Below are 25414 nucleotides of genomic sequence, written 5' to 3'. Positions count from 1 at the left end.
CGGTTCAGCTCAACTCAATCACTCCCGTGTGATCGTCTCGTCCAGATTCAGCAGGAGCTGGCACAGGGCGGTCCACGCGGCGTGTTCGATTTCGGGAAGGCTCTTGTCACGTGGGGACTCTCCCACGGCCAGCAGTTTTGCGGCTTCTGCAGGGGTTTCCTGGAACTGCGTGCGCAGGTAGTCCAAGCGGCCTAGGAGGATGTCCGTTTCCTCTGCCGTCGGAGTGCGGGCGGTTGCCCATTGGAAGGCGAGGCTCAGTTTGGCGCGATCGTCAGGGGTTACAGGGGCCTGGAGCACCCGCTGGGCCATGGCCCGGGCGGCCTCGACATAGGTGATGTCGTTCAGCGTGGTCAGAGCATGCAGGGGCGTGTTCGTGCGAAGGGAGCGCACATCACAGGTTTGCCTCGCGGCATTGTCGAAGAACATCGTGGGTCCGACGATGCGTCGCCAGAAGATATAGAGACTGCGCCGGTAGAGGGCATCGCCGTGATCCTGCTTGTAGCTGATCTTGCCGAACGTGGCCTCCTCCCAGATGCCCTCTGGCTGGTAAGGGCGAACCGGCGGACCTCCCTGGGTTTCATTGAGCAGCCCGGCTGCAGAGAGGGCCTGATCGCGGATCATCCAGGAAGGGAGCCGATGCCGTGAGGCGCGGGCCAGGAGGCGGTTTTCGGGATCCCGCTCCAGCAACTCCGGCGTGACGCGGGAGGACTGCCGGTAGGTGTGGCTCATCACGACCTGTTTGCAGAGCGCCTTCACGTCCCAGCCGGATTCGATGAAATCGACCGCCAGCCAGTCCAGCAACTCCGGGTGGGAGGGCTTGGCTCCCTGCAGACCGAAGTCCTCTGTGGACTTCACCAGGCCCATGCCGAAGAAGCTCTGCCAGAAACGGTTCACGGTGACCCGGGCGGTGAGGGGATGATCAGGCGAGACGAGCCATTTTGCCAGATCCAGCCGGGTGGGGCCGGTGCCTCCCGAGATGAGCAGAGCAGGGAGGATGGCGGGGGTGCCCGCCTGGACCTTGTCCGTGGGTTTGTCGTACGCGCCTTTTGCCAGGATGGAAGTCTGCCGGGGCTGCGCCAGCGTGTCCATGATCATCACCTTGGTCACGCCGCTGGCGGCTGCAGTTCGTTCCCGGTTCGCGGAAAGGAGCTTCTCCAGTGCCTTCACATACTCCGGATCGGTGCCTTCATTTTTGAAGTGAGCCACCGCTTCGAGCAGGCCGTCCACGCCGCGTTTGACCGGGGGCACCTTCGCCAGCGTGGCGGGAAGATTCCCGGGCAGCTTTGCGGCATCGGACTCGAGAAGCGGTGCGCCTTCAGCCCGGGGAAATTTCCTGAGCTCATAGGCCTCCACCTCCGCCGCGACGGCAGCGACCCGAGCCTCCGCCTTCTTCACCCGTTCCAGCTCGGCGGGGGTGGACATGTCCATGGCCGGCGCGGCCTTGCCACCTCGGATCGCACCATCCTCGGAGGTCTGGTTGAAGAAGTCGTAGAGCGCGTAGTACTCCCGTTGGGTGAGGGGATCGAACTTGTGGTCGTGGCACTTCGCGCAGGCCAGGGTCAGCCCCAGCCAGACAGTGGCCGTGGTGTCCACGCGATCCATCACATTCTCCACCCGGGTTTCCTCTGGGATGCGGCCGCCTTCGCCATTCATCATGTGATTCCGGTGGAACCCGGTGGCCAGCTTCTGCTCCGGGCTGGCCCCAGGCAACAAATCGCCCGCCATCTGCCAGACGGTGAACTGGTCGTAGGGCATGTTGGCATTGAAGGCCTGCACCACCCAGTCCCGCCAGGGCCACATGGTGCGTTCGGGATCGCCCTGGTAGCCATTGCTGTCCGCATATCGTGCCGCGTCCATCCAGTCCCAGGCCATGCGCTCGCCAAACCGGGGCGACTTCAGTAGACGGTCCACCACGCGCTCATAAGCTTGGGGGGAGGCGTCGGCGAGGAAGGCGGTCAATTCCTCCGTCGTTGGAGGCAGCCCCGTGAGATCCAGCGTCACCCGGCGAATCAGGGTCTCCCTGCTGGCTTGAGTACTGAGAGCAAGGTTCTCTCGTTTCAGTCGGTCGATGACGAAGGCGTCAATGGTGTTTCCATCGGTGATGTCGGGGGGCAGCACAGGGACAGTGGCCTTAGCGGGTTTCACAAACGCCCAGTGCTTGCCCCAGGGGGCGCCTTCCTCCACCCAGCGCTTCAGCAGTTCCTTCTGGGCAGCGGTGAGCTTGCGATTGCTCTTGGGCGTGGGCATGACCTCCTCAGGGTCGTTGGAAAAGATCCGCTGGATCGCGGTGCTCTGACTGCTGTCGCCAGGGTGGATCGCAATGTGCCCGTCCACTAGCGCCTTCGCGGCGGCTTCCTCGTCCAAGCGTAGACCTCCCTTGCGCTCTGCCTTGTCCGGCCCGTGGCAGTGGTAGCAGTTCTCCGAGAGGATCGGCTGGATGTCCCGGTTGAAGTCCAGAGGTGCCGCAGCCCACGATGAGGTGGCTGCGCAGAGCAGGGCTGGAATCAGGATGGGGTGGGGCTTGCGGAATCCAGGCATGGTGAAGATGTCGGAAGCGTGCGGCTCTGGGGCCAGCATGATGAAGAGCAACGGGATGTGGAAGGGTATTGTTGCGTGGGCTCCCGGGGAACTCCATGCCTGCCATGACCGGATTGCTGGAAAATGTCGTCACCTGAGCTAGGGTAGGGACTCTGTGAGCCCGTCCGTCCCCGATCTTCCCATCGCCCTGCCTCCCGTCGAGGATTCGGCGGGGGCGCGACAGATCGTGGTGACAAGAGAGATGTGGGAGGCCAAGACCCAACGCCATCGGGCTCGGGTGGCAGATCACGCTGAGGCTTTCGTACAGCGGCGGAGCCAGAATGCGAAACACCCGGTGTGGGACTTCCTCTTCACCTACTACAGCTTCTCGCCGAACAAGCTCATGACCTGGGTGCCCGGATTGGCGGGCGGTTGTGTGTCTGCGGAGGGAACTGAGACCGTGACTTGGGATGCTCCGCCGATGCCAGCCCGCGTGCAGCGCGAGGCTCGGTGGGTGGCTCAGCTCTGCCAGAACATCACCTCCCGCCCCGCCAGATTTGCCTGCCACGGTCTGCACGAGTGGGCGATGGTGTACAAGCAGAGCGCTGAACAGGTGCGCCACTCGGGGTATGACCTCCGATTGTCAGCCGAGGAACTGGCGGCCTTTGTCGAAAGCCAGACGGTGTGTTGCACCCATTTCGACGCCTACCGTTTTTACACACCGGAAGCCCGGCCGCTCAACACCTTCAATCCTACCTTCGAAACGCGGCAGGAAATGGAGCAGGGGGGCTGCCTCCATGCGAACATGGATCTCTATAAATGGGCCTACAAACTCTGGCCCTGGATCGGCAGCGATCTGGTGGCCGATGCCTTTGAGGTGGCGCTCATGGGCCGGGCCATGGACATGCGAGCCAGCCCCTATCAGTTGACTGATCTGGGCTTCGAACCTATCCGGATCGAAACCGAATCCGGTCGCGCTGATTACCGGGCCGCTCAGCAGAATCTAGCCAATGCCGCCCAAGCCGTGCGGTCGAAATTGGGCGTTGCTGCCCAGACGCTTTCCGATCTGATCTGATCTGATTTAACTTCGTAATTCTAAGAAGTTGACATAGCTAATTTGTTAAGTAACTTTGAATTTCAAGGTAATATTTTTACTTTTGCAGTGGCTTAAGAGCGCTAAGGTTATTCACAAATGGCCTGTTAATGAGTTCAGATTTCAGGCGATTGAGCGGGTGAAAAGAGACGAAGACAGTCCTCCCACTGGGGCAGGTTGTGAATTTACGATGCACAACTGGTGCGTGTTAAAATTATTTAAGTGTATGGTTTAGAGAGCAATAGACCTCTTAAACATGCAAGACCAATGTTAAACAGGGTGCCGATCTGTTCCTCTGGGCGGACAGCAGCAGAAGAAGAAAGATACTCACATTGAGGTAGGGAGCGTGTGAGTAAGTATTTACACGTAAATCACGTGTTAAATCGTGGGAAGAACAAGTGTAGAACTTCTGCGAACTTCTGTGAGCGAGTTATTATTCACAGCCTCAATGCATTTGGTCAGGGAATTGCTAGGGAGGGGAAGGCATCTCCTAATAGGGGTATCTACACAATATACGTGAAAACGAATTGGCCCTTTGTCCTCGCCTTGAGCGGTTGGGTGGGGGAGGGGTTCATTGAGAGTTTGCAGGGGCTGGGCAGACGGAACCCATGGCCTTGAGTCCTTGCTTCCTTCTTGACCCCGCCCCCTTTTCTCTTATCCCTGTCATCCCCCTTTCTTCTCGTCCCTTACCCCAAGTCCCTCTCGCTCCCCATGTCCGACGCCATCCCGAATGTCCTTGCCGAACGCTACGCTTCCTCCTCGATGTGCGCCATCTGGTCGGGAGAGGGGAAAGTGCGGCTCGAGCGTGAACTCTGGATCGCCGTGATGAAGGCCCAGCGGGACCTCGGCATTCCGGTTCCGGACGGCGTGATTGAGAGCTACGAGCGGGTGAAGGACCAGGTGAACCTGGACTCCATCATGCAGCGTGAGCGGGTGACCCGCCACGATGTGAAAGCTCGCATCGAAGAGTTCTGCGACCTTGCCGGTCACGAGCATATTCACAAGGGCATGACCAGCCGCGACCTCACGGAGAACGTGGAGCAGCTTCAGGTCTTCCGCAGTCTGCAGGTGGTGCAGCGCAAGAGCGTGGCCGCTCTCGTCAAGCTGGCCGCCCGCTCCAAAGAGACCCGGGACATTCCGCTGACGGCTCGCACCCATAACGTTGCCGCCCAGGTCACCACGGTGGGCAAGCGCATCGCCATGTTTGGTGAGGAGATGCTCGGCGCTTACCACCAGCTTCAGACCGTGCTCGGCAGCTACCCCGCCCGCGGCTTGAAAGGGGCGGTTGGCACTCGTTTGGACCAGATCAGTCTATTTGAAGGCGACGCCGCCAAGGCCCGTGCGCTGGATGAGAAGGTGGTGGCTTACCTCGGCTTGCCGCTGGCTTTGGGTGCCGTGGGTCAGGTCTATCCCCGTAGTCTCGATCTTCGCGTCGTGGGTTCCCTGGTGGATCTTGCCAGTGGTCCTGGCGACTTTGCCCGCACCCTCCGCCTGATGGCCGGCCAGGAGCTGGCCAGCGAAGGCTTTGCCAAGGGGCAGGTTGGCTCCTCCGCGATGCCGCACAAGATGAACAGCCGCTCCTGCGAGCGGGTGAATGGCCTGCACGTGGTGCTGAAAGGCTACCTGACCATGGCCTCCGGCCTGGCGGGTGACCAGTGGAACGAAGGAGACGTCTCTTGCTCCGTGGTGCGTCGCGTCATGCTGCCCGATGCCTTCCTGGCGATGGACGGCTTGCTGGAGACCTTCCTGACCATCCTCAATCAGATGGAAGTGTTCGAGGCCGTTGTGGCCACCGAGCTCCAGCGCTATCTGCCCTTCCTGCTCACCACCACCGTTCTCATGGAGGCGGTCAAGTCTGGCGCGGGTCGTGAAGGTGCCCATGAAGCCATCAAGGAGCATGCTGTGGCAGTGGCCAAGGATCTCCGCACTGGCAAGGTCCGGGCCAATGATCTCTTTGATCGTCTCGCCGCCGATGCTCGTCTCGGTCTCACGCCGGCGCAGTTCGAGGTGGTCTTTGAGCAGGGACGCGCCAACTCTGGCGACGCTGGCGCTCAGGTGGACGAGTTCGCTGCCCGGGTGGATGCCGTGGCTGCGAACTGCCCGGAAGGTGCTGCTTATGAACCGGGTGCCATCCTCTAAGGGTCCGTCGAGCAATATCTCTTTCGCCTAATTGAGAGTTTTTGGTTTTCAGTTGTCTTCCAAACGGGCAAAATAGCGGGCTCAATCTCCGCAGCCCTTTGGCTCGACATCTGAAATCAGTTCCTTCCTACATGAAATTCGTCGCTATTTTCATCACGCTCGTCCTCTTCGGGGGCATGGGTTATCTCATGATGGACGCCCGGAACCAAGCCAAAGGGGTGACCAATGAGCTGGAGTTGATTCGTCGTCAGCAGGCTGCAGCCCAGGCTGAGCGGGCCGCCGAGCAACAGGCTGGCACTGCACCCGCTGCGGACCAGATTCCGGGCAAAGGTAAACGTCCGGCCCCGACGCCAGAGCAGCTGGCTGCCGCCGCTCGTGAGAGCGAAGCCCTCGTGCAGGGTGCCGCCACCAGCATCCCTACGATGCCCCCAGGCAGTTCTCTCGGTGCTCCCGCTCCTGGCGCTCCCGGCACCCTGGGTGCCCCAAGCTTGGGCACTGTTCCCGGTGCCGCCCCGGCGCCCGTGGCCCCGCTGCCGCCGACTCCGCGTCAACGTCAGGTGATGTCCGCCCCGGCCATCGCCAAGGTGAGCGAGGTTCAGGTCGAGTCCGGCTTTGTGATCATCAGTTCAGGCTCAGGTCGCAAGATTGAAAAAGGAATGCCCTTCGCGATCCGTCGTGGTGATGCCATCGTCGGCCGGGTGAAGATTACCCTCGTGGAAGAAGGGAACGCGGTGGCGGACATCGTGCGGGAGAGCGTCCCGGTGGGCGTGACCCTCCAGCAGGGGGATGACGTCATTCAGGATTTGCCTCCTCTTTGATCTTCTCTCATAAAGCAAAGATCGTTTTTTCTCCCCCAGTCTGACTCCGGCGAATGGCAAAGCAGCGGCTTGATCACCTCCTGGTGGCACGTGGACTTTGTGCTTCCCGGGAGCAGGGGAAGCGGCTCATCCTCGCTGGCGATGTGCTGGTGAACGATGTGCCAGTCACCAAGGCGGGCCAGCTCGTGCCAGAGGACTCCGTCATCCGCGTCAAGGAGCCACCCAAGTACGTCAGTCGGGGTGGCTTCAAGATGGAAGGAGCTCTTACCGCCTTTGGCGTTTCACCTGAGGGGAAAGTGTGTTTTGACGTGGGGGCTTCCACGGGAGGCTTCACCGATTGCCTTCTCCAGCATGGTGCGGTCAAGATTTTTGCCTTCGATGTCGGGACGAATCAGCTGGTGTGGAAGCTCCGCAGCGATCCGCGAGTGGTCTCACGTGAGAACTACAACGTCCGGCATCTGAAGGCGGAGGATGTGGGCGAGGAGGTGGACCTCATTGTCGCCGATGTCTCTTTCATCTCCCTTACGCTCGTCCTGTCCCCTGCGTTTCAGGTGTTGAAGGTGGGTGGGGAGGCCCTGGTGCTGATCAAGCCCCAGTTCGAGCTGAGTCGCGAGGAGGTTGGCCGCGGTGGGATCGTTCGCGAAAAAGAGCTTCACGAGAAGGCCTGTCTGAAGATTGAGACCTTTGTGAAAAGCCAGCCCGGCTGGGTCTGGAAGGGGCTCACTGATTCCCCAATTCAAGGCACCGATGGGAACCGCGAGTTCCTGGCCTGGATTGGGAAGGTGGCGTGATTCGGGTGTCTGGCGGCAAGCCCGGACGTCCGGGCTCTTTCCGGGGATCGATTCAGACGCATGAACGTGTCTGACTTCATTTCCAAGGTGGCTCCCCACATCGGGAGCGGACGATGGCAGCAACAGCACCCCGGTGCGACTCAGCTTGCGAGCGGGGCCGGGAAGCTGGCCTCACTGGCCACCGGTGTGGGCATGCTACGAAGCGGGGTAGCCCAGCGCGGCTGGAAACGGTGGGGACTTTTCGTGCTTGGAGGCGTGTTGCTTTACCATATGCTGGCTGGCAAAAAAGAGGACCGGATGGAAGAGGTCTGGTTCCGGAGAAGGTAGGGGATTGGGAATTCTGCTGCGAGTTGGCTCATGAATCCGGTGTCTGGCGGGATTGGCGGACCATGACGACGGCGACCGTGACCGCGGATGCCCGGCTGTCCTGACTTATTCCGACTCCGAAAAGGATGCGAACGACGCTCAAATGTTGTAAGAGCGGCCGGGCTCGCCGACGGCGGGAAAGATCAACGTGCAAACCACTTCTGAAAATGCATGGGGTTGGAATCGGCCTGGGAGTAGGGAGGATGGCCTGAACACCTGTTGAACAGAATCTGGAATTACGTTCAACGGAATTGGTCGCGCCGTTGAACGTAATAGGAAGAGAAAAGGAAACGGGAATAGAAAGAGGAAGTGGAAGAGAAAGACACGGGAAGTCCGTGGGCTCCATTCCTATCAAGGCAGCCGGGGCAGCGCCCCTGAGTGTCTGTGTTTGTTTGTGGCTCCCTGAGTATTAAACGACGCTTTGATCGCCATCGGTCACCACGCGTTGCTTGTCCCTGTCCCGCTGGATCTGGATCAACTTGTGGTCTCTGGGCGGAGGCTTGGCTTCAGTCCAGTCGCCGTCATCGCCCCGGAAAAACTGCCATGTCCGGGTGGGCACATAGGCCGCGTCCGTCCAGGTCCAGGCCTGTACTTGCAAGTGCTCTCGGTCACCCTCGATCACGTGAAATCCATTGGGCTCCCCTTTGAGCCGGTGGGAGGTGGCGGTGGAGGTGACGGAGAGCACGAAGTGACGGGGGTGCACCCCGGGCAGCTTCACCGGCACGGCGTAGCTGAGGTGGAAGTGGCCGGAGAGCACAAGGTCAACGCCAGCCTCATTCAATGCGCCGAACAGGGCTGGCCGTTTGTCGATCAGGTGGCGACGGGTTCCCTGCGGAGGTGCCGCCGGCGGGTGGTGGACCACGAGCACCCTGAGGGCCTCCGGAGCGGCTTCGAGGTACTGCTGGCGCAGCCGGATGAGCTGGCCCGCAGACAGCCGCCCGCGTGACCAGTCCACGTAGAGCCCGCCGGGGCGGCCCGAGTTCATGCCTGCCACCACCATGCCGGGGACGTGCAGGGTGGGCTCCAACTCCTCACCCATCACCTCACGGAAGGTTCGCCAGGGATGCTCAAACCGGGCCCACAGGTGGATCCCGTGGGGCATGTCGTGATTTCCTGGGACCACGAAGCGGGGGCCTGGCAGGGTTTCCAGGAACTCCCGGGCGGCCACGAACTCGCGATACCGGCCCTTCTGCGTCAGATCCCCGCTGATGACGGTGAGATCTGCGCCGACAGCCTGGACAGCCTCGCGCAGCGCCTCGGGCCGCCCCATCGTGATGGCGCCGAAGTGCAGGTCAGACAGGTGCACCAGCCTCATGGTCGGCATGCTCCGGCGGGTTGTTTCCTGAGTCAACGGCTTCCTCCAGTCGGGGAGCTATGACGCGCAGTGCTTTGGGCCGGATGCGGATGCGGAAGGGAACTCGCAGTTTGTCGATCTCGCCATCCCGCATCACCGGGATCCTGGACTTGCGTCTTACCTGCACCTCCAGCTCCGTGGTGTGCAGCACGGTCAGTTCTTTGTCCTCCTTCCAGCGTCCCATCAGCCAGGCCAGGCTGGACTTCAGCAGCCCCCAGCGGCTGCGGTGCGTGGAAACATACACGGTGAAATAGCCTGCATCCAGCGAGCGACGACGTGGGATGATGCCGAACAGATCCTCGTAGTCATTGTTGGCTATGAGGGCGATGCGGGTGCGGCGGCGCACCTCCCGGCCATCATCGTCTTTCAGCACCAGATCCAGAGGTGGGAAAGTGGCGACGCTCTTGAGGGACGCGGAAGCCGTGCGCCAGGCCTTCACCAACCAATTGCCGTGATACTCAGGCTGGCCCAAGACCAGGGCCGGGTAGAAACCCAGCACCACCACGCAGAAGAACAGGCTGCCATCCACATCCAGCAGGTCCATGGCCCCATCGGGCGCCTGGGTGAGCTGCTGGGCTGCCTCCTCCCAGTCCAGGTTCATTCCCACATCTCGTGCGGCGAGATTGAACGTGCCCAGCGGCAGGATGCCGAGGGGCTTCTCATGTCCTGCCAGCACGCTTGCCGCTGTGGCCACGGAGCCGTCCCCGCCGCCGATGATGACCGCGTCTGCCTCCCCGTCGCGAGCCTCTACCAACGTGGGTTCGATTTCCGCCCCCCGGACGAGCCGGATGTCTGCCTCAGCGCCCAGTTCGGCGAAGATTTCCTGCAGGCGCTGGGCGACGTGCTCAGGCCCCAGTGAGGAGATCGTTCCGGATTCACGGTTGAGGATCACTACAGGACGGGTCCAACGGCAGGGGGCGGGGGCAGGCATGAGGGAGGGATGTTGCGACGCTCCGCTGGGACCGTCTTTCCTGATTCGCCTGCAGGTTCAAGTCTGCGCTTCTATGTGCCGGTCCGAGTACGGGCCACTCCTTGCGAAAAAGCGGATGGGGCATCCCACAAAACTGCTTTATTTCTATGGGAGTTCGCTGCTTAGTTACTGATGACCCTCCACGGCCATTCCATCATCGCAGGCAAGGTCACCCGCTCCGAGTCGGGTGTGACGTTTCTTCCGGTCAACCCGTCCACGGGTGCTGATCTGGCCCCTCCCGTGCACGAGGCCCCGGTGGAACTGGCCGACCAGGCACTGGTGGCAGCGGATGAGGCGTTTGATATTCTGCGGAGCAAGTCTCCGGCCGAGCGGGCTGCCTTTTTGGATGCCATTGCCGACGGCATCGAGGCCCTGGGGGACGTCCTGCTGGAGCGCGCCCAGGCGGAAACCGGTCTGCCTCTCGCACGGCTCGCCGGGGAGCGGAGCCGGACCACGGGGCAGGCCCGCCTGTTCGCCCGCCTCATTCGAGAAGGTTCCTGGCAGGAGGCGCGCATTGATCGCGCCATCCCTGACCGCCAGCCTCTGGCCAAGCCGGATATCCGACGCTTCATGCAGCCGGTAGGGCCGGTGGTGGTGTTTGGTGCCAGTAACTTCCCCCTCGCCATCTCCGTGGCCGGTACGGACACCGTCAGTGCCCTCGCCGCGGGCTGCCCGGTGGTGGTCAAGGCCCATCCCGGCCACCCTGGCACCTGTGAGATGATCGCCCGGGTCATTTCCGAAGCGGCGGACCGAGCCGGCATGCCTTCTGGCACTTTCTCCATGGTGCACGGCCGTGGTGTGGAGATCGGCATGGCGCTGGTCAAGCATCCTCTCACCACCGCGGTGGCCTTTACAGGCTCCCTCCGCGGCGGCAGGGCGCTCTTTGACGCCGCCAGTGCCCGGCCCACTCCTATCCCATTCTACGGTGAACTGGGCAGTGTGAACCCGGTGTTCCTCCTTCCCGGCGCGCTTCAGCAGCGCGGTCCGCAGATCGCAGAGAGCTTTGTCGGCTCCCTCACCATGGGCGTCGGCCAGTTCTGCACGAATCCCGGCGTGGTCTTCGGTGTGAAGAGCGACGGGTTTCAGGACTTTACAGAAAAGACCGCCTCCCTGGTGCGCGCGTGGCCGCCGTCCACGATGCTGCACTTTGGCATCTCCCAGGCCTTCAAGGACGGGCTCAAGCGCATCAGCAGTGTGAAGGGGATCGATCTCCTGGGTATGTCTGAAGGCACGGCGCGTGGAACTGCGGCCCAGGCCTCGGCCATGGTGTTTTCCACCGATCTGGAGACCTACCGCGCCAACGAAGATCTGCACGAGGAAGTGTTCGGCCCTGCCTCCATCGTCACCCAGTGCCAGAGCAAGGAGGAGCTGGAGCAGGTGGCGGAATCCCTGCAGGGGCAGCTCACCGCCAGCATCCACGGCACGCCCGAGGATCTGCGCGAGCATTCCCGCCTCATCCGCATTCTGGAGCGGAAGGTTGGTCGCATCATCTTCAACGGCTTCGGCACCGGCATTGAGGTCTGCCCGTCCATGCATCATGGCGGTCCCTACCCATCGTCCACCCACAGCTTCTTCACCAGCATTGGCACCGCAGCGATCTATCGCTTCGTCCGTCCGGTATGTTATCAGGGCTTCCCAGACGATTGCCTCCCAGCCCCACTGCAGAATGCCAACCCCGCCGCCATGTGGCGCATGGTGGATGGGGCGATGACCCAGGATTCTCTCCACTAAGCCTGGCAGAGTTTGCGACGCCCCTCCCAGTCGGAGGGGCGTTCTTGTTGGCTCATGAACCCAGCGCCTGGGAAAGGTTCACTCCGCCGGGTGGATTGCCAGGTGGGTGATGAGCCAGCCGTCATGCTCCATCTGGTGCTGCAGCATCACCGGGCTGCCGTCAAAGGAGCCGGAGACCAGCCCTGTGATGGTGATCCGGCCATCGCCGCCAGTCAACTCGCGCACGTCCAGCATTGGGTGGTATTTCTCAAACGCTTCCGAGATCCAGGCGTGAATCTGGATGGTGCCCGTGTGACGCCGATGCTCGTCCTCCACCAAGGCATCGGGGTCAAAACAGCGTGCGACCGCGTCGGGATTCTGGGAATTCATGGCGGCCACGTATTTGTTGGCCAGCAGTTCCGCGGGGGAGTGGGCTGGCAGGGGGCGGGGGGCTTCGCAGGCAGTTGCATTCATGGAAGCAGTCTATGACAGGGCACTGACAGCCCTATGTCAGCAGGGTAAGGCTGAGCGCGAAAAATCACCGGTCGTGACAGACTCTGGTAGATTCGTGATCGTGTCTTGGTCGCGGTGAAATCTCCGGGCCACCTGGCCGTATCGCCTGCATGAACCTGACCGCATCGTTGTTGCCCCGCTCTTTTTCCACCTTCACCCGGGTGGGGATTTTTGCCTTGCTCATTCCCTATGCTGCGCACAGCCAGACCTTTGAGTGGGTGGCCTCTGGGGGTGGTGCGCAGTCTGATAAGACGCGGGCCGTGAATGTGGATCGCCAGGGCAATGTGCTGCTGGTGGGTGAGGCCAATGGCGATTTGAAGTTCGGGGAGATCACCGTGCCCGGAGCGGACAGCACGGACTGCTTTGTTGCCAAGGTGTCGCCGGATGGGAAGTTCCTGTGGGCGAAGTCTCTGGGCGGCAGTCTGGTGGATCGCGGTTACGGCGTCGCGGCGGATGCGGAGGGCAATCTCTATGTCACGGGGCATCATCAGAGCACAGACGCCAAAGCGCTCGGCCAGCCTCTGCCCAATGCCGGGGACTATGACGTCTTTGTGGCCAAATACAGCCCGGCGGGAGAGCTGCTCTGGGTGCGCACCGCGGGAGGCAGCGGCTATGACTATGGTCACGGGATCGCAGTGGACAGCAAGGGTGACATTGTGGTGACGGGAGCGGTGGTAGGGCCTGCCAAGTTTGGCGAGACAGTGCTGACTGGCACGCGTCCCATCTTCTGTGCCAAGTACGATGCCAGCGGCCGGTTGCTCTGGGTGAAGGGTACAGAGGGCAAGGCGGCTTGCAGTGGCCACGGCGTGGCGCTGGATGCGGCGGACAACATCTATCTTGGCGGCCTGGTCTCTGGCACAGGCAACTTTGCCGGGCGGGAGCTGAACGCCGGACGGGAGACGCATGCGCTGGTGGCGAAGCTCAATTCGCAAGGAGAGGTGCAATGGCTCAGTACCGTGCCAGGGGCCCCGAGTGCGGTGGTTCATGAAATCACGGCTGACGCCGCGGGCACGGTCTGGGTGGCGGGCATTTTTAAAGGACGCCTTCAGGCTGACGACAAAAGCTGGATCACTACTGGAGACAAGGACAGCGATGGCTGGGTGGCGCAGTTTGGCACCGATGGAAAGCTCAAGTGGTGCCAGACCTTGCAGGGGGCGGGCACAGACTATCTGCTGGGGGTGGCTCCCAATGGTTCTGGAGGTGTGCTGGTGACGGGTGAGTCCAGCCCTGGTGCCATCCTCGCAGGCGGGCAGAAGCTGGAGGGTGCCGCCCGCACGAGCGTGCTGCTGGCTTCTCTGGATGGCTCAGGCGCGTTGCAGTGGCATCAGCTGGCGTCCGGGGAGAAGGCGGGCAATGCGTACACGATTGTGGCCGACGGCAAAGGCGCGGCCATTTTGGGCGGGGCGGCGATGGCTCCCACCACGTTCGGTCAGGTGTCTATGAGCGTCACTCAGGGGGCAGATGCCTACGCAGTGAAGGTGAGGCTGAAGTAGCCCGCTCTGGTGCGGGTAAAGTAACGCTGTTCAGAAGGGTGCGGGTTTCGTAGAATCAGGGCACAACCCCTGCCATTCTGCCATGAAACGTCGCACCTTTCTGGGCCACAGCGCCGCCCTGACCGCGCTCGGGGAGCTGGGCTTTCTCTCCCGGTTGCCTGTTGTCTCTGCCCAGGAGGCGACCCTGCCCACTCATATGGTGCGGTTCGATCCAGAGATTGAGCCGCTGGTACGCCTGTTGGAAGAGACTCCCAGGGAACGCGTGCTGGAGGAGTTTGGTTCGCGGATCCAACGGGGACTCAGTTATCGCGAGGTCCTCGCCGCGCTCATGCTGGCCGGTGTGCGCAGTGTGCAACCGCGCCCGGTGGGGTTTAAGTTTCACGCCGTGCTCGTGGTGAACTCCGCACATCTGGCCAGTCTGGCCTCGCCGGATTCGGATCGATGGCTGCCCATCTTTTGGGCCCTGGACCAGTTCAAGTCCTCCCAGGCTGCGAATGTGCGGGAGGGCAACTGGGTGATGGAGCCGGTGGAGGAATCCAAGCTCCCTCCAGCCCATGCCGCCCGCAAGGCATTCATCGAGGCAATGGACAACTGGGATGAATCCGCGGCGGATGCCGCCATTGTCAGCCTGGTGCGGCACAGCAGTGCGCATGATCTCTTTGAGCTCTTCACCCGCTACGGAGTGCGGGACTTTCGCGATATCGGGCATAAGGCCATCTATGTGGCAAACAGCTTCCGCACCTTAGAGGTGATCGGCTGGCAGCATGCCGAGCCGGTGCTGCGTTCGCTCGCATACGCGTTGCTTGATCGCTCGGGAGCGAATGTGAATCCCGCTCAAGCGGATCTTCCGGCGGACCGGCCATTTCGGGAGAATCAAGAGCGACTCGCCAAGGTCCGGGACGGTTGGACGGCTGGCAAGATGGATGACGGAGCCACCCGCGAAGTGCTGCAAACGCTGCGAGCGGGATCGTCCTCGGATGCCAGTCAGTTGACCCTGGACCTGCTGAATCGCGGTGTGTCGCCGCAATCGCTCTTTGAAGGCTGCTTTGACGGGGCAGGGGAGTATCTGATCCAGGCTCCGGGCATTGTGTCTCTGCATGCCATGACCTTTACCAACGCGGTTCACTACGCCTGGCAGCGGGTGCGGAGCGATGAAACAAGGCGTTTGCTGCTGCTGCAGAACGCGGCCTTCCTTCCGTTGTATCGCGGTGGGCGTGCGGACAACGGCGTGCACATTGATCAGTTGGAGCCCGTGATGCCCTCAGCCAAGGGTGATGAAGCGGTGACTGAGATCTTTGCCGAGATCGGCAAGGACCGTCTCGTAGCGGCGAGGAAGGTTCTAGGCTATTTGAAAGACCGTCCCGATGCGCGGACGTTTGCGGATGCCGCACGCAGGCTGGTTTTTATGAAAGGTACAAACTCCCACGACTACAAATTTAGCTCCGCCGTGCTGGAGGACTATGGGCAGCTCAGCCGCCCGTGGCGGGATCAGTTGCTGGCCTCGAGTGTGTTTTATTTCCGGGGGTCGGGTGAGCGGGACAATGAGTTGGTGGAACGCGTGCGCGGAGCGGTGGGTGGGAGTTGAATGGGGGATTTGTAGTTGTCTGCCAATAGTATGGGCCACCCGATGGGCCTACCGCTCCGCGGTAGAAGCTCCCCTTTGAGATACCATGGGTAAGGCTCGCTAAACGCGCCTGATCCATGGCTATTCATGGCGAACTTTCCGGGTTCAGGAAATCGCGTGGGGTGGCGGTGGGGCGTTGTGTTGGTTGGGCAGGGGGATTCAACCTGAAGACTGGAAGGCCTCCGACATCAGAGGCCGGGTGAATGCCCCTACACCCAAGAACCATCTCCCTCTGGATGCGAAGCATCTTTGGAGTGCGTGCGGGAACCGCCGCTTTCGCTGCGGCTTGTGACGTCTCGAACCCTTCGCCATTCTCCGAAGCCCACATCGCCAGCCTCCCTTCCCTCCGCTCCACTCAACCCTCGACCGCTCGATACAGGATTACCGAAAGCGATGATGCTCACCGCAGCCCCAAAGCGCCTTTGCCGCAAGGTGCTGGGGGGGATGGACTGGCGTCACGCAGTCTCCGAGTGACGGTTGGTGACAAGCGCTGTGAGAGCGGAACTCCTAACTCATCTCTTCCAGCGATGCCATCCCCGCCACTACTTGTTCTTCCGGAGCTTCTCGTACTCCTCCTCAGTAATTCTCTCCGCCACCTGGCCGTCCATGGTGACCACCACATCGTCTGAGACGTTGTTCGGGGACGTTCCGGTCAGGGAAAAATTGTACGCATATTGGCAGATGTCCTTGGGGGTGGTCTCATCATGAAACCATCTCATCTCACACGTCATGTTCTCGATTCTGCCAGTGTATCCCGTGGACTTTCGAAACCACGCCACGGCGATGGCCAGGGCATCATTCCGGCTTAGGGGAGGCAGGGTCCGGCTTTTGATGGACCACGGACCGACCTTGCGGAGGGAGGAGAGCGATCCCATGTAATAGAAACCGATGGACTGCCCTTGGGCATTCGTCGTGCCAACGCTCTTCACCAGCACCGGATCGGGCGGCAGGGCAAGAAGCTGCGTCCTGGTAAATGACCCCAGCAGGACCGCAGCGACTGTGAGGATCGCCCAATGAAAGTGACGTCGTGATGGGAGATGCATGGGAGAATTTAGCGTTGGAAATCAGAAGGTGACACCAGCCCATCTGCAAACACCGGCACGAGTACGTAGCCTATCTGTCGCAGAGCCATGCAGTTTAGAGGTAGCTTCTGCGCAGCCAGTTTGATGATCTTGGCATCCTTGGTGGAAAACCAGAAGATCCTCCCCGCCGCAGGCCGCACGGTGGCGTCTTTCCAGGCTTCGGGCTGGTCAGAGGGATTGGGATGATTCCACCAGTTGAACTCTTGAACCTCGTCGAGTTCCCAGTGCTTCAAGTCTCCAAACTTCTCCTCCATGAACTCGCGGGCGCTGGTCACAGCCACCTCAAACGTGGTTGGGGATTTGTAGCCCGCGAGGGCCCGGTCGGGCGGGACGTGAGCGCGGAAGTTCCACATCCCCTCAGGGGCATCCATACTCGCATGTCCCCAGAGGAATCGGATCGGCATCAGCATTTCCTCCCGCTTCAGGACGCGTTGCACGTAGTCAAGAGACTCTTGGTCCAGAAACTCCACTGGCACCGCGTAGGAGCGACTGCCGATCCAGATGGCCAGTTGATCATCGGCCACGCTGAGCAGGCTTCCTTCCACCGCTTTGCCATCTGTGCGTGTCCATTGGCGCGGCAGGCCCGCAGGGTGTTCCGTGAAAAACTCCTCCGGCCGCTGTTTGGGATTGGATGGGTAAGGAGGAATGCCCACCGGAGTGACGAGGTCGAACCCGATTCTCGCATCGTTGAAGTCCACCACTCGCACCTGCCGCTTTCGGATCTTCTCCAATTCCTTCTGGTGTTCTGGTGCAAACGCCGTGAAGGGCCGCATGATACGCTCGCGCTGGCCGAAAAAGCACTCTACTACGTTGCCGCGCACGTCCTTCACCGCGAACCTCGCCGATGTGCCATCGACAAACTTCCAGGTGCGGATGCCGGTGACGCAAGGGAGGTTCTTCGGATCTTTGGGCGGGCTCTGTGCCTGACTGGTTCCCGGGGCAAGCAGGCAGAGGGTCACGACAGCGGCGAATCGCCAAAGGCCGGCCGGAAGAAGATGGTGAAGTGAGAACATAGCGGGGCTGATTTTGCCTCTGGCAAGCCGTCTTCTGAATGCAATCCCTCGCGTGATGAAATCTCGCCACGCAAAAAGACCTGGAGTGGGCATGCAGCTCACTCCAGGTCCCGGTTTTGGGGGGTGGGGAAAAGGATCAGTTCTCTGTTTCCAGAGAGTAGCTCAGGCCTATGTGCGTCTTTCCGCCAGTGGATTGGACCATCACAGTGAGGGTGCGTTTGCCAGCGTCTTTGGTGGCATTGATCATCGTCATGTCGCCGTCAGCCGTCCTGGTGGCGGTGAAGCTGGTTTCATAGCCATCGGCCTTCAGTTGATCGCCGTAGTACTTGCTGACGCTCTCATTGTTGTCCGCCGTCTCCATGGCGTAGGTGCCATTCACGGATTTGCCCTTTTCATTGCGCATGCCGCCGGTGTGACTGGCTCCGGGGTAAATGAGCACCCACTCTGGTGGCGCGCTCTGAGTTCCGCCAATGACGGTCTGACCTTCCGGGCCCGTCACCACCACACCTTGCTTTTGCGCGTTGGAGGCATCCATGGTGACGGTCTCTCCCTTGGCATTCTTGATGGTGAACTTGCCCTGTGCGATGTCTTCAAACGACATCGTGATGGTGTCGCCGGACTTCTTTTCTTTCACCGTCACTTCGCCCGTGGCGTCATTGACGGTGACGATCTCCAGGTCGGGGTTGAGCCTCAGCGCCATGAGGGCCGCCGCCTTGGTCGGGTTCTTCTCGAAGTCGAGATCGCCTGCCACCTCTTTGAACTTCTGGCACCCCTTCATGACCAGTAGGCCACCGGCAACGCCGGTGAGCAGGAGCAGCGCTCCGCAGCCAATTCCCGCCACGGCGAGCCCGGACATGCCTTTCTTCTTGGGGGATGGAGGAGGGGAGGGCTGGGACGGATTTTGGTTCATGTGCGAGTCGGAGTCGAGTGGTGGATCAGTGGCGAGGCGGTGGTGTGAGAGGGTTTTGCCGTTTGTATGTAACCTTGCGAACTGGTGTGACCGGAAAGGCATCGATTTCTCCCGGCCACCGGTGTTTGAAGGAAACTGGTCTCCCACGCCGATTTACCTACCTGATTTCGCTTTCCTCTTCACCGCTGCACTCATGAACCGGTTTACCCCTCTCGCCTTGATGACTCTGACTGCCGTGATCAGCGGCGGTCTCTGGGCTGCTCCACTGCAACTCCAGCCAGGGGATCACGTTTGCCTGATCGGCAATACGCTGGCCGAGCGCATGCAGTTCGAAGGGCACAACCATTGGGAGGCGCTGCTGCATCAGCGCTTTCCCCAGCACCATCTGGTGGTGCGGAATCTCTCCTGGCCGGCTGATGAGGTGGACTTGCGCCCGCGTGCTGAGGGCTTTGGCTCGCCGGACGAGCATCTCAGCTTCAGCAAGGCGGACGTCGTCATCGCTTTCTTCGGCTTCAACGAATCCTTTGGCGGCCCAGAGGGGCTTCCCAAGTTCAAGGCGGACCTGGAGAAATGGATCGCGGACACCCGCTCGCAAAATTACAGCGGCAAAGGAGCCCCGCGGGTTGCTCTCGTCTCGCCCGTGGCTCACGAGAATCTGAACAATCTCAACCTGCCTGACGGTGCGGCCAATAATCGCAACATCGAGCTGTACACCCAGGCGATGAAAGAGGTGGCGGACAAGGCTGGCATCACTTTTGCCGACGTTTTCGCGCCCAGCCGGGAACTGTATGCGGCCGGGAAGGGGCACTACACCCTCAATGGCGTGCACTTCACTGCGCAGGGGGATGAGGCCTTCGCGCCCCTCTTGGACAAGTCTCTCTTTGGTCCTGCTGGTGCGCCCGGGGTGGTGAAGGACGACCTCCGCAAGGAGGTGGAAGACAAGTCCTGGCACTGGTATCATCGCTATCGCATCGTGGACAGTTACTACGTGTACGGTGGTCGTGCGGGGCTGAAGTTTGCCGATGGCGACCAGACCAACCGCGACGTGATGCAGCGGGAGCGCGAGGTGCTGGATGTGATGTGCGCGAACCGGGACGCACGCATCTGGAAGCTCGCCCAGGGCCAGCAGGTGAGTGACAAGTTGGAGGATTCCAGTCTACCGCCCTTCCTCACGGTGCAGACCTCTTTTGGCGTGAACCGCAAGAAGGATGCAGGAGCCAACACCGGGCAGACCAGCAAGACCGCAGAAGGGGAGAGCGCGGACATCCTGCCCAGCGCCGGGACCTTGAAATCCTTCAAACTGGCCCCAGGCTATGCCGTCAACCTCTATGCCAGTGAGGAGCAGTTTCCGGAACTGGGGAACGCCGTGTCCATGGCGTTCGATTCCCGGGGTCGCATGTATGTGCCCACCATGCCCAGCTATCCGCAATGGCGGCCGGGGGATGAGATGAACGACAAGGTCCTCATCCTGGATGATAGCGATCACGACGGGAAGGCGGACTACTGCAACACCTTCGCCGGAGGCCTCCAGTGCCCCATCGGCCTGGAGCTGGCCAACGGCGGAGTCATTGTGAACAACCAGCGTGAGGTGCTCTTCCTCAAGGATACCAACGGCGATGACGAGGCGGATTCTCGCGAGGTCATTCTGAGCGGCTTTGACTCGGCCGACTCTCATCACGTGATCAACTGCTTCACCTACGGCCCGGGAGGCGATCTCTACTTTCAGGAGGGAACTTTCCATCACACGCAGGTGGAGACGCCCTATGGCCCGGTGCGTTGCAAGAACGCGGGAAGTTATCGCTATGAACCGCTCAGCCAGAAGCTGGACGTCTTCGTCAGCTACAACTACGCGAACCCCCACGGCATCTCTTTTGACAAGTGGGGGCAGACGTTCATCAGTGATGCCTCCGGCGGGGCCAATTACTTTGCTACTGCCTTCTCAGGCCACCTGCCGTACCCGGACAAGCACAGCAGCATGCAGCAGTTCTTCCCCAAGCGCGTGCGCCCCACGAGTGGGTGTGAGTTTGTAAGCAGCCGCCATTTCCCGGATGAAGCACAGGGCCGGTTCCTGCTGAATAACTGCATCGGCGTGCAGGGCATCCTGCAACATGAGGTGAAGCCCGTGGGCAGTGGATTCGAGGGCAGGGAGATTGAGCCGCTGTTGCTTTCCTCGGACCCGAACTTCCGTCCTGTGGACCTTCAGTTCGGCCCGGATGGTGCCCTCTATGTGATCGACTGGCAGGATGCCCTGGTGGGGCACATGCAGTACTCCCTGCGCGACCCCCTGCGAGACAAGAAGCACGCCCGCATCTGGCGCATCACGTATCCTGGGCGGCCGCTTCTCGAGGTGTCCAATCTGGCCGAGGCCAGTGTGAAACAACTCGTGAAGTTGCTGGAGGAGCCGGAGATCCGCACGCGGGAACGGGTGAAGCAGGAGCTCAGCCTCAGACCGCGTCAAGAAGTGCTACAGGCCCTGGAACTCTGGGCAGATGGCGTGGATGAGACCTCACCTGAAAAAGAACGGTACTGGCTGGAAGCTCTGTGGGTGCATCAGTGGCTCAACGAGGTGAATGAGCCTCTGCTGAAGGAGGCGCTGCGTTCCCCGCAACATGAGGTCCGTGCGGCCGCCACCCGGGTGCTGTGTTACTGGCGCGACCGGTTGCCAGATGCCATCGCCCTGCTGCATGAGCAGGCCAATGATGAACACCCTCTGGTGCGGCTGGAGGCAGTGCGTGCGGCCAGCTTCTTCCCCGGCGAGAAGGAGGCGGCCAATGTGGCTCTCACGATCCTCCAGCACCCGATGGATTATTACCTCGAGTACACCTTGGGCGAAACCATGCGGGCTCTGAAGCCGTCGCCCAAGGACATCGATATTGCCGCGAACCCGAAGGCCCTGCCCTATGTGCTGGAGAAGATGAGCAATGAGGAACTCAAGGCCGCTCCGGCGGTAGAGGCTGTCTTCGCGGCGCAACTCGAACGCAAAGGTCTGGATGTGGGAACACGGGATCAGGCGGCGGTGGAGCTGGCGAAACTCCACAAGTCCACGCGGGAGGTGGAACTGGCTGCGGCCATCAGACGTCTGGACGACCAGGAGAAAGATACCCCGGCCTCGGCAGAGCTGGGCAAGCTGCTGGCCGGAAGTTCACCTGAGAAGCTGAAGAAGGCCAGCGATCTCATCACGCGCCTGGCATTCAAGGACCACGGCGTGCGCAGCGCCCGCATTGCCGGGATGGCCGCGTATGTGGCCATGACGCAGAACCCCGCCGAAGTGTGGTCCAGCCGCCAGGACAACCACGAGACGCTGGCGGTGCTACTGGAAAGCATTCACCTCGTGCCAGATGTGGCATTGCGGGAGAAGTTTCAGCCGTTCATTGAGCAGGCGCTGCCGAGCGACCTTCTGCCTGCCCCTGCGCGCAAGGCAGCCCTTGCGGCGGCTCCTCTCACGGGTGCGGCTGCCGCGTCTCGGAACTTTGGATTGCTGAGCGAGGTGCTGGTGAAGGGGCAGTACCGGGACAGCGCCGCACGGGCCGTGTTGGCATTGCCGCGCACCTCGTGGGACAAGGCTCAGGCCCCGAGTGTGGTGGCGTCTATTTTGAAGTATGCTGGCAGCATCCCCGTGAATCAGCGGACGCAACAGGCGTATGTGGAGGTGGTGCAACTCGGGAAGGAACTCGCTTCATTGCTGCCAGAAGCGGATGCTGGTATCGCGCGTAAGGCCCTTCAGGATCTCGGCGTCAGTGTCTATGTCATCAAGACTGTGCGTGAGCAGATGCGCTACGACACCACGGAGCTGGTCGTGCAGGCCGGCAAGCCGTTTGAGGTGATCTTTGAGAACAACGACATCATGCCGCACAACATTGTCTTTGCTCCCGGCGACTCCCGCACCGCCATAGGCACTGCCGCCCAGACCATGCCCGCCATGCCGGACAAAAAAGGGCAGATGTACGTGCCAGAAGGCAAAGGCATCTTTGCCAGCAGCAAGATGCTGGAGCCCGGCCAGAAAGAGCGCCTGCAGCTCACCGCGCCTTCCCAGCCTGGTACGTATGACTATGTCTGCACCTTCCCCGGGCATTGGGTCATCATGTGGGGGAAGCTGTCGGTGACTCAGTAAACCAGTGGAGTGGTGTGTGTCGATATGAGGGTTCTAGGAAGCAGGCTGGCAAGTTTGTTCCAACTACGAATGGCGACTCGGGCTCAAACCCGGAGGGAAGGCCGCGAAGTGGACGAAGACCCTGGGTACAGGCAAGCTTCAAACGAGCAACGAGCCTCGGCCAACGACGGTCCTTCTCCCGGAACCCGGAGGGTTCCCCATGAGTAGCCATGGGCCGGTCGAGTGGAGCGAGGACTGCCCATGGATTGCCGCCCAAGGAGAATTGACCGCGGAGCGGTAAGCCTATCGCGTTGCCAGTCCCATGGTAGTCTCCTCGACAGAGACCGCCAACCGCGCCGGTCACCCGATGGGCCTACCACTCCGCGGTAGCTTGATCGCGTCAGATTTCCATGGGTAGCCCTCGCCAGGCTCGATCGACCCATGGTTACGCACGGCGAACCCTCCGGGTTCAGGAATGTACGGGGGTTGATGTTGTTGCGGCCTCACTTGGTTGACGGTGTTGAGAGTGAAGGAAGATTCAAACGTCAAATGCGCCCACCAAGCACCAAGCATCGTGGTATCTAACGCCTAACGTCTAACGCCCTCCTCTCCGCCACCAACCGATAGGCGCCCAGCTGGGACATGCTCTCCCGCACGGTCCAGATCTTTTCATCCAGATGCAGAAGCTCGGGAAGCTCCCCGACTCTAAATCCCGCCTGGATACTGCGGGCCATGTCGAACATGGTCACATAGTTGAAGCCCAGCACGGCATTCACCAGGCGTCCCTTCCACAGATGGATAGGATGGCGGGCGGGCTCGCTGACGACCAGGAGACGGGCGAGGTGCAACCGGCGGCCCAGAAGCGCGAGCTGATCATCCTGAAAATGATGCAGGATCAAATTGGCCACCACGATGTCCGCCCCGCGCAGAGCATCCGCGGCCGGTCCTTCCGCCAAGAAGTCCCCTTGGAGCCAGCCTGCCCCATCAGGAAGGCAGTCGACCGGGGGCGGGGCGAGATCCAGTCCGGTCCAACGGCTGGCCAGGTCTGGGAGAGATTGGGCCATGTAGCGCACCAGCCCGCCGTCTCCTGCGCCCAGCTCCACCGCCTTTTCTCCGGGCTTGGTGTTTCTTCCCAGTTCTTTCCGGATCCAGCGGAAGCTGCCCATGATGGTGTTTAGAAAACGGATGTCTCCGCGGCTGACCAGGGCATCGGGATGATCGTGGGGCAGGGAATCCAGAATTTCGGGCTCAACCAGACGTGCTCGCATGCTGGAAACAGGAAGGGCATTCCGGCATCGGGTCAACTTTGCTGCGAAAATCACGATGCAATATGTCCAAATGAGCATGTAATAGGGGTGTCATTTCTCGGAGTGGGGCTGGCCCGCAAGGTCCAGGCTGTTCCACGCGTTTCCCTCGTCCCCGTTTCCGCACCCCGATTTGGATCTGTGTGGACTGCGGCTGTACGCAGGCTTTTGCATCCCCAAGGATTCTCTTCTTCTTCCTCATACCTTTCCGCCATGAAACACCACCGGACCTCCCGCACCTCTGCTCTGCTCGCAGCCCTCTTGCTGCCTCTGACCTTGTCGGCTGAACCCAAGAAGTTTGTCTTCGACAGCGAAGCCTGGGAAGAAGGGGAACCGCCCGCAGAAGTTTTTGTGGTGGAGGGCAAGTTCAGCATCGCAGCCAAAGATGGCAACAAAGGCATTCAAATCGGGGTGGGGGAGCTGGTGGAGGCCAATGCGCTGCTGGGTGATTCTGCCCGCGGCAGCGCCAGCATCGAAGCGAAAGTCTTTGCGACCAAGCAAGGACGAAGCTTTCCCCGTTTCGCGATTGGCGTGCATGGCCAGAGCGGCTACCGCCTGACGGTGTTTCCTGCCAAGAAGGAACTCCAATTGATCAAACAAGAGGAAGTAGTGAAGTCCATCCCCTACACTTGGACCAGCGACGCCTGGCTGAAGATGAAACTGGAAGCCAAGAAGGTTGCAGAAGGCAAGTGGACAGTAACTGGCAAGGTATGGCCTGCGACCGAGGCGGAGCCAGCAGAAGCACAGTTCACAGTGGAAGACACCACCCTCAAAGGGCAGGGGAAATGTTCCATCTGGGGCACCCCTTTCTCCAACACGCCGATCCTCTTTGATGATGTGAAAGTCGAAGTGGAGTAGGCCTCACTATCATAGCGCTTGAGACACCTTCGGAAGCGGACCTCCATCCGCCCGAAGGTGTTTCCGTTCAGGCTTCTAGAGATGAAAGAGGGGGGCGGGAAAAAATGTCGAAAAAGATGCATTTTGAGTTTGCACAAATCAGGAGTTCATGTACTCTTCTGACCTTCCCGAACGGCAACGAACGGGGCGAAGGTTGGAGCGGTAGCTCAATTGGTTAGAGCGCTGCCCTGTCACGGCAGAGGTTGCGGGTTCGAGTCCCGTCCGTTCCGCCAACCTTCGCAATCGAGGGCATCAATAAGATGCCCGATCCGGAGTAAAACAAACCCGGTTCTTCAGCTAATATTTCCTCGAATCCGAGGTTGGCGCTGTCCATCTGAGCGCGGCGGGGAAAACTTTTTAAAGCGCGGTTTCCGGGTCGTCGGCGATTAACCGACATGCAACCTCCCACTGATCTCCTCCGGGCAAGTCGCGTCCCGGTTCTCCCGGAACGGATGACCTCGCTGGACCTCATGTGTTGCCGGCAGGTGACGGAGCTGCCTGGTGGTCCAGACTGGATTTATGAAATGAAGTGGCAGGGTTTTCGAGTCACAGCCCTGAAATCAGAAGGGGAAGCATGGCTGGTTTCCAGGAACCATTTGTCCCTGGGTGCCCAGTTTCCGGGGATCATCAACTCATTGCAGACTCTCCCTTGTGACCAGGCGCTGATGGATGGCCAGTTGGTGGCCCTGGATGAGGAGGGGAGCGTGTGTGGCTGTCCGGTCGAGATGGC

Annotated in this window: 18 protein-coding genes, 1 tRNA gene and 1 pseudogene; 12 read left to right on the top strand and 8 right to left on the bottom strand. The window is 60.9% G+C overall.

Annotated features, from left to right (window positions below; genetic code table 11):
* Positions 1-18: 18 nt before the first annotated feature.
* Positions 19-2577 carry a PSD1 and planctomycete cytochrome C domain-containing protein gene (locus tag BV034_RS23070; protein ID WP_265593363.1) on the bottom strand — a complete coding sequence of 853 codons (2559 nt, stop codon included), beginning with the start codon at positions 2575-2577 and terminating at the stop codon, positions 19-21.
* Positions 2578-2692: 115 nt separating this feature from the next.
* Here BV034_RS23070 and BV034_RS23065 point away from each other — a divergent pair, with 115 nt between their 5' ends.
* The 5 genes from BV034_RS23065 to BV034_RS23045 all read left to right on the top strand — a co-directional run bounded on the left by BV034_RS23065 (position 2693) and on the right by BV034_RS23045 (position 7685).
* A complete protein-coding gene (locus BV034_RS23065) occupies positions 2693-3592 on the top strand; it encodes a hypothetical protein (RefSeq protein WP_050029329.1) in 900 nt (299 codons plus the stop codon).
* Between the two features lie 729 nt (positions 3593-4321).
* On the top strand, positions 4322-5749 hold the full coding sequence (gene purB / locus BV034_RS23060) for an adenylosuccinate lyase (RefSeq protein WP_081888047.1): 1428 nt from the start codon (positions 4322-4324) through the stop codon (positions 5747-5749).
* Positions 5750-5880: 131 nt separating this feature from the next.
* Positions 5881-6567: a hypothetical protein gene (locus tag BV034_RS23055; protein WP_050029328.1), complete on the top strand. Its 687-nt coding sequence runs from the start codon at positions 5881-5883 to the stop codon at positions 6565-6567.
* A 53-nt stretch (positions 6568-6620) separates the two neighbouring features.
* Positions 6621-7358, top strand: coding sequence for a TlyA family RNA methyltransferase (locus BV034_RS23050; protein ID WP_050029327.1), 738 nt, complete (start codon positions 6621-6623; stop codon positions 7356-7358).
* A 60-nt stretch (positions 7359-7418) separates the two neighbouring features.
* The gene (locus tag BV034_RS23045; RefSeq protein WP_050029326.1) at positions 7419-7685 is read left to right on the top strand and encodes a hypothetical protein; all 267 of its coding nucleotides are present in this window, start codon (positions 7419-7421) and stop codon (positions 7683-7685) included.
* A 448-nt stretch (positions 7686-8133) separates the two neighbouring features.
* On the opposite strand, the gene BV034_RS23040 is transcribed toward BV034_RS23045, so the two are convergent.
* Together BV034_RS23040 and BV034_RS23035 are read right to left on the bottom strand one after the other, a co-directional pair.
* Positions 8134-9048: a metallophosphoesterase gene (locus BV034_RS23040; protein ID WP_081888046.1), complete on the bottom strand. Its 915-nt coding sequence runs from the start codon at positions 9046-9048 to the stop codon at positions 8134-8136.
* The gene (locus tag BV034_RS23035) at positions 9017-10009 is read right to left on the bottom strand and encodes a diacylglycerol kinase family protein (protein WP_081888045.1); all 993 of its coding nucleotides are present in this window, start codon (positions 10007-10009) and stop codon (positions 9017-9019) included. Before BV034_RS23035 ends, BV034_RS23040 begins: the two co-directional genes overlap by 32 nt.
* A gap of 171 nt (positions 10010-10180) precedes the next feature.
* On the opposite strand from BV034_RS23035, the gene BV034_RS23030 reads away from it, so the two are divergent.
* Positions 10181-11779: an aldehyde dehydrogenase (NADP(+)) gene (locus tag BV034_RS23030; RefSeq protein ID WP_050029323.1), complete on the top strand. Its 1599-nt coding sequence runs from the start codon at positions 10181-10183 to the stop codon at positions 11777-11779.
* A gap of 78 nt (positions 11780-11857) precedes the next feature.
* Here BV034_RS23030 and BV034_RS23025 read toward each other — a convergent pair whose 3' ends face one another.
* Positions 11858-12232 carry a nuclear transport factor 2 family protein gene (locus tag BV034_RS23025; protein ID WP_050029322.1) on the bottom strand — a complete coding sequence of 125 codons (375 nt, stop codon included), beginning with the start codon at positions 12230-12232 and terminating at the stop codon, positions 11858-11860.
* Between the two features lie 149 nt (positions 12233-12381).
* Between BV034_RS23025 and BV034_RS23020 the strand changes: the two genes are divergently transcribed.
* Both BV034_RS23020 and BV034_RS23015 read left to right on the top strand, forming a co-directional pair.
* The gene (locus tag BV034_RS23020; RefSeq protein WP_050029321.1) at positions 12382-13764 is read left to right on the top strand and encodes an SBBP repeat-containing protein; all 1383 of its coding nucleotides are present in this window, start codon (positions 12382-12384) and stop codon (positions 13762-13764) included.
* Between the two features lie 82 nt (positions 13765-13846).
* Positions 13847-15349 carry a hypothetical protein gene (locus BV034_RS23015; RefSeq protein ID WP_050029320.1) on the top strand — a complete coding sequence of 501 codons (1503 nt, stop codon included), beginning with the start codon at positions 13847-13849 and terminating at the stop codon, positions 15347-15349.
* A gap of 581 nt (positions 15350-15930) precedes the next feature.
* Here BV034_RS23015 and BV034_RS23010 read toward each other — a convergent pair.
* From BV034_RS23010 to BV034_RS23000, 3 genes are all read right to left on the bottom strand, one after another.
* The gene (locus tag BV034_RS23010; protein ID WP_050029319.1) at positions 15931-16431 is read right to left on the bottom strand and encodes a hypothetical protein; all 501 of its coding nucleotides are present in this window, start codon (positions 16429-16431) and stop codon (positions 15931-15933) included.
* Positions 16432-16439: 8 nt separating this feature from the next.
* Complete coding sequence (locus tag BV034_RS23005; RefSeq protein WP_050029318.1) at positions 16440-17483, bottom strand: hypothetical protein; 1044 nt, start codon at positions 17481-17483, stop codon at positions 16440-16442.
* A gap of 136 nt (positions 17484-17619) precedes the next feature.
* A complete protein-coding gene (locus BV034_RS23000; RefSeq protein WP_050029317.1) occupies positions 17620-18393 on the bottom strand; it encodes a hypothetical protein in 774 nt (257 codons plus the stop codon).
* Between the two features lie 193 nt (positions 18394-18586).
* Between BV034_RS23000 and BV034_RS22995 the strand changes: the two genes are divergently transcribed.
* On the top strand, positions 18587-22504 hold the full coding sequence (locus BV034_RS22995; protein WP_265593362.1) for a PVC-type heme-binding CxxCH protein: 3918 nt from the start codon (positions 18587-18589) through the stop codon (positions 22502-22504).
* A gap of 560 nt (positions 22505-23064) precedes the next feature.
* Here the strand turns inward: BV034_RS22995 and BV034_RS22990 are convergent.
* A complete protein-coding gene (locus BV034_RS22990) occupies positions 23065-23751 on the bottom strand; it encodes a class I SAM-dependent methyltransferase (protein ID WP_050029316.1) in 687 nt (228 codons plus the stop codon).
* A 249-nt stretch (positions 23752-24000) separates the two neighbouring features.
* On the opposite strand from BV034_RS22990, the gene BV034_RS22985 reads away from it, so the two are divergent.
* The 3 genes and pseudogenes from BV034_RS22985 to BV034_RS22975 all read left to right on the top strand — a co-directional run.
* Positions 24001-24645, top strand: a complete 645-nt coding sequence (locus BV034_RS22985) for a hypothetical protein (RefSeq protein ID WP_050029315.1) — start codon at positions 24001-24003, stop codon at positions 24643-24645.
* Positions 24646-24840: 195 nt separating this feature from the next.
* Positions 24841-24917, top strand: a tRNA-Asp gene (locus BV034_RS22980).
* Between the two features lie 162 nt (positions 24918-25079).
* Positions 25080-25414, top strand: a pseudogene (locus tag BV034_RS22975) (hypothetical protein); the annotation flags it as partial.

The organism is Verrucomicrobium sp. BvORR034, assembly GCF_000739635.1.
Taxonomy (GTDB): Bacteria; Verrucomicrobiota; Verrucomicrobiia; order Verrucomicrobiales; family Verrucomicrobiaceae; genus Verrucomicrobium.
This window is presented reverse-complemented; position numbering and strand designations above follow the sequence as displayed.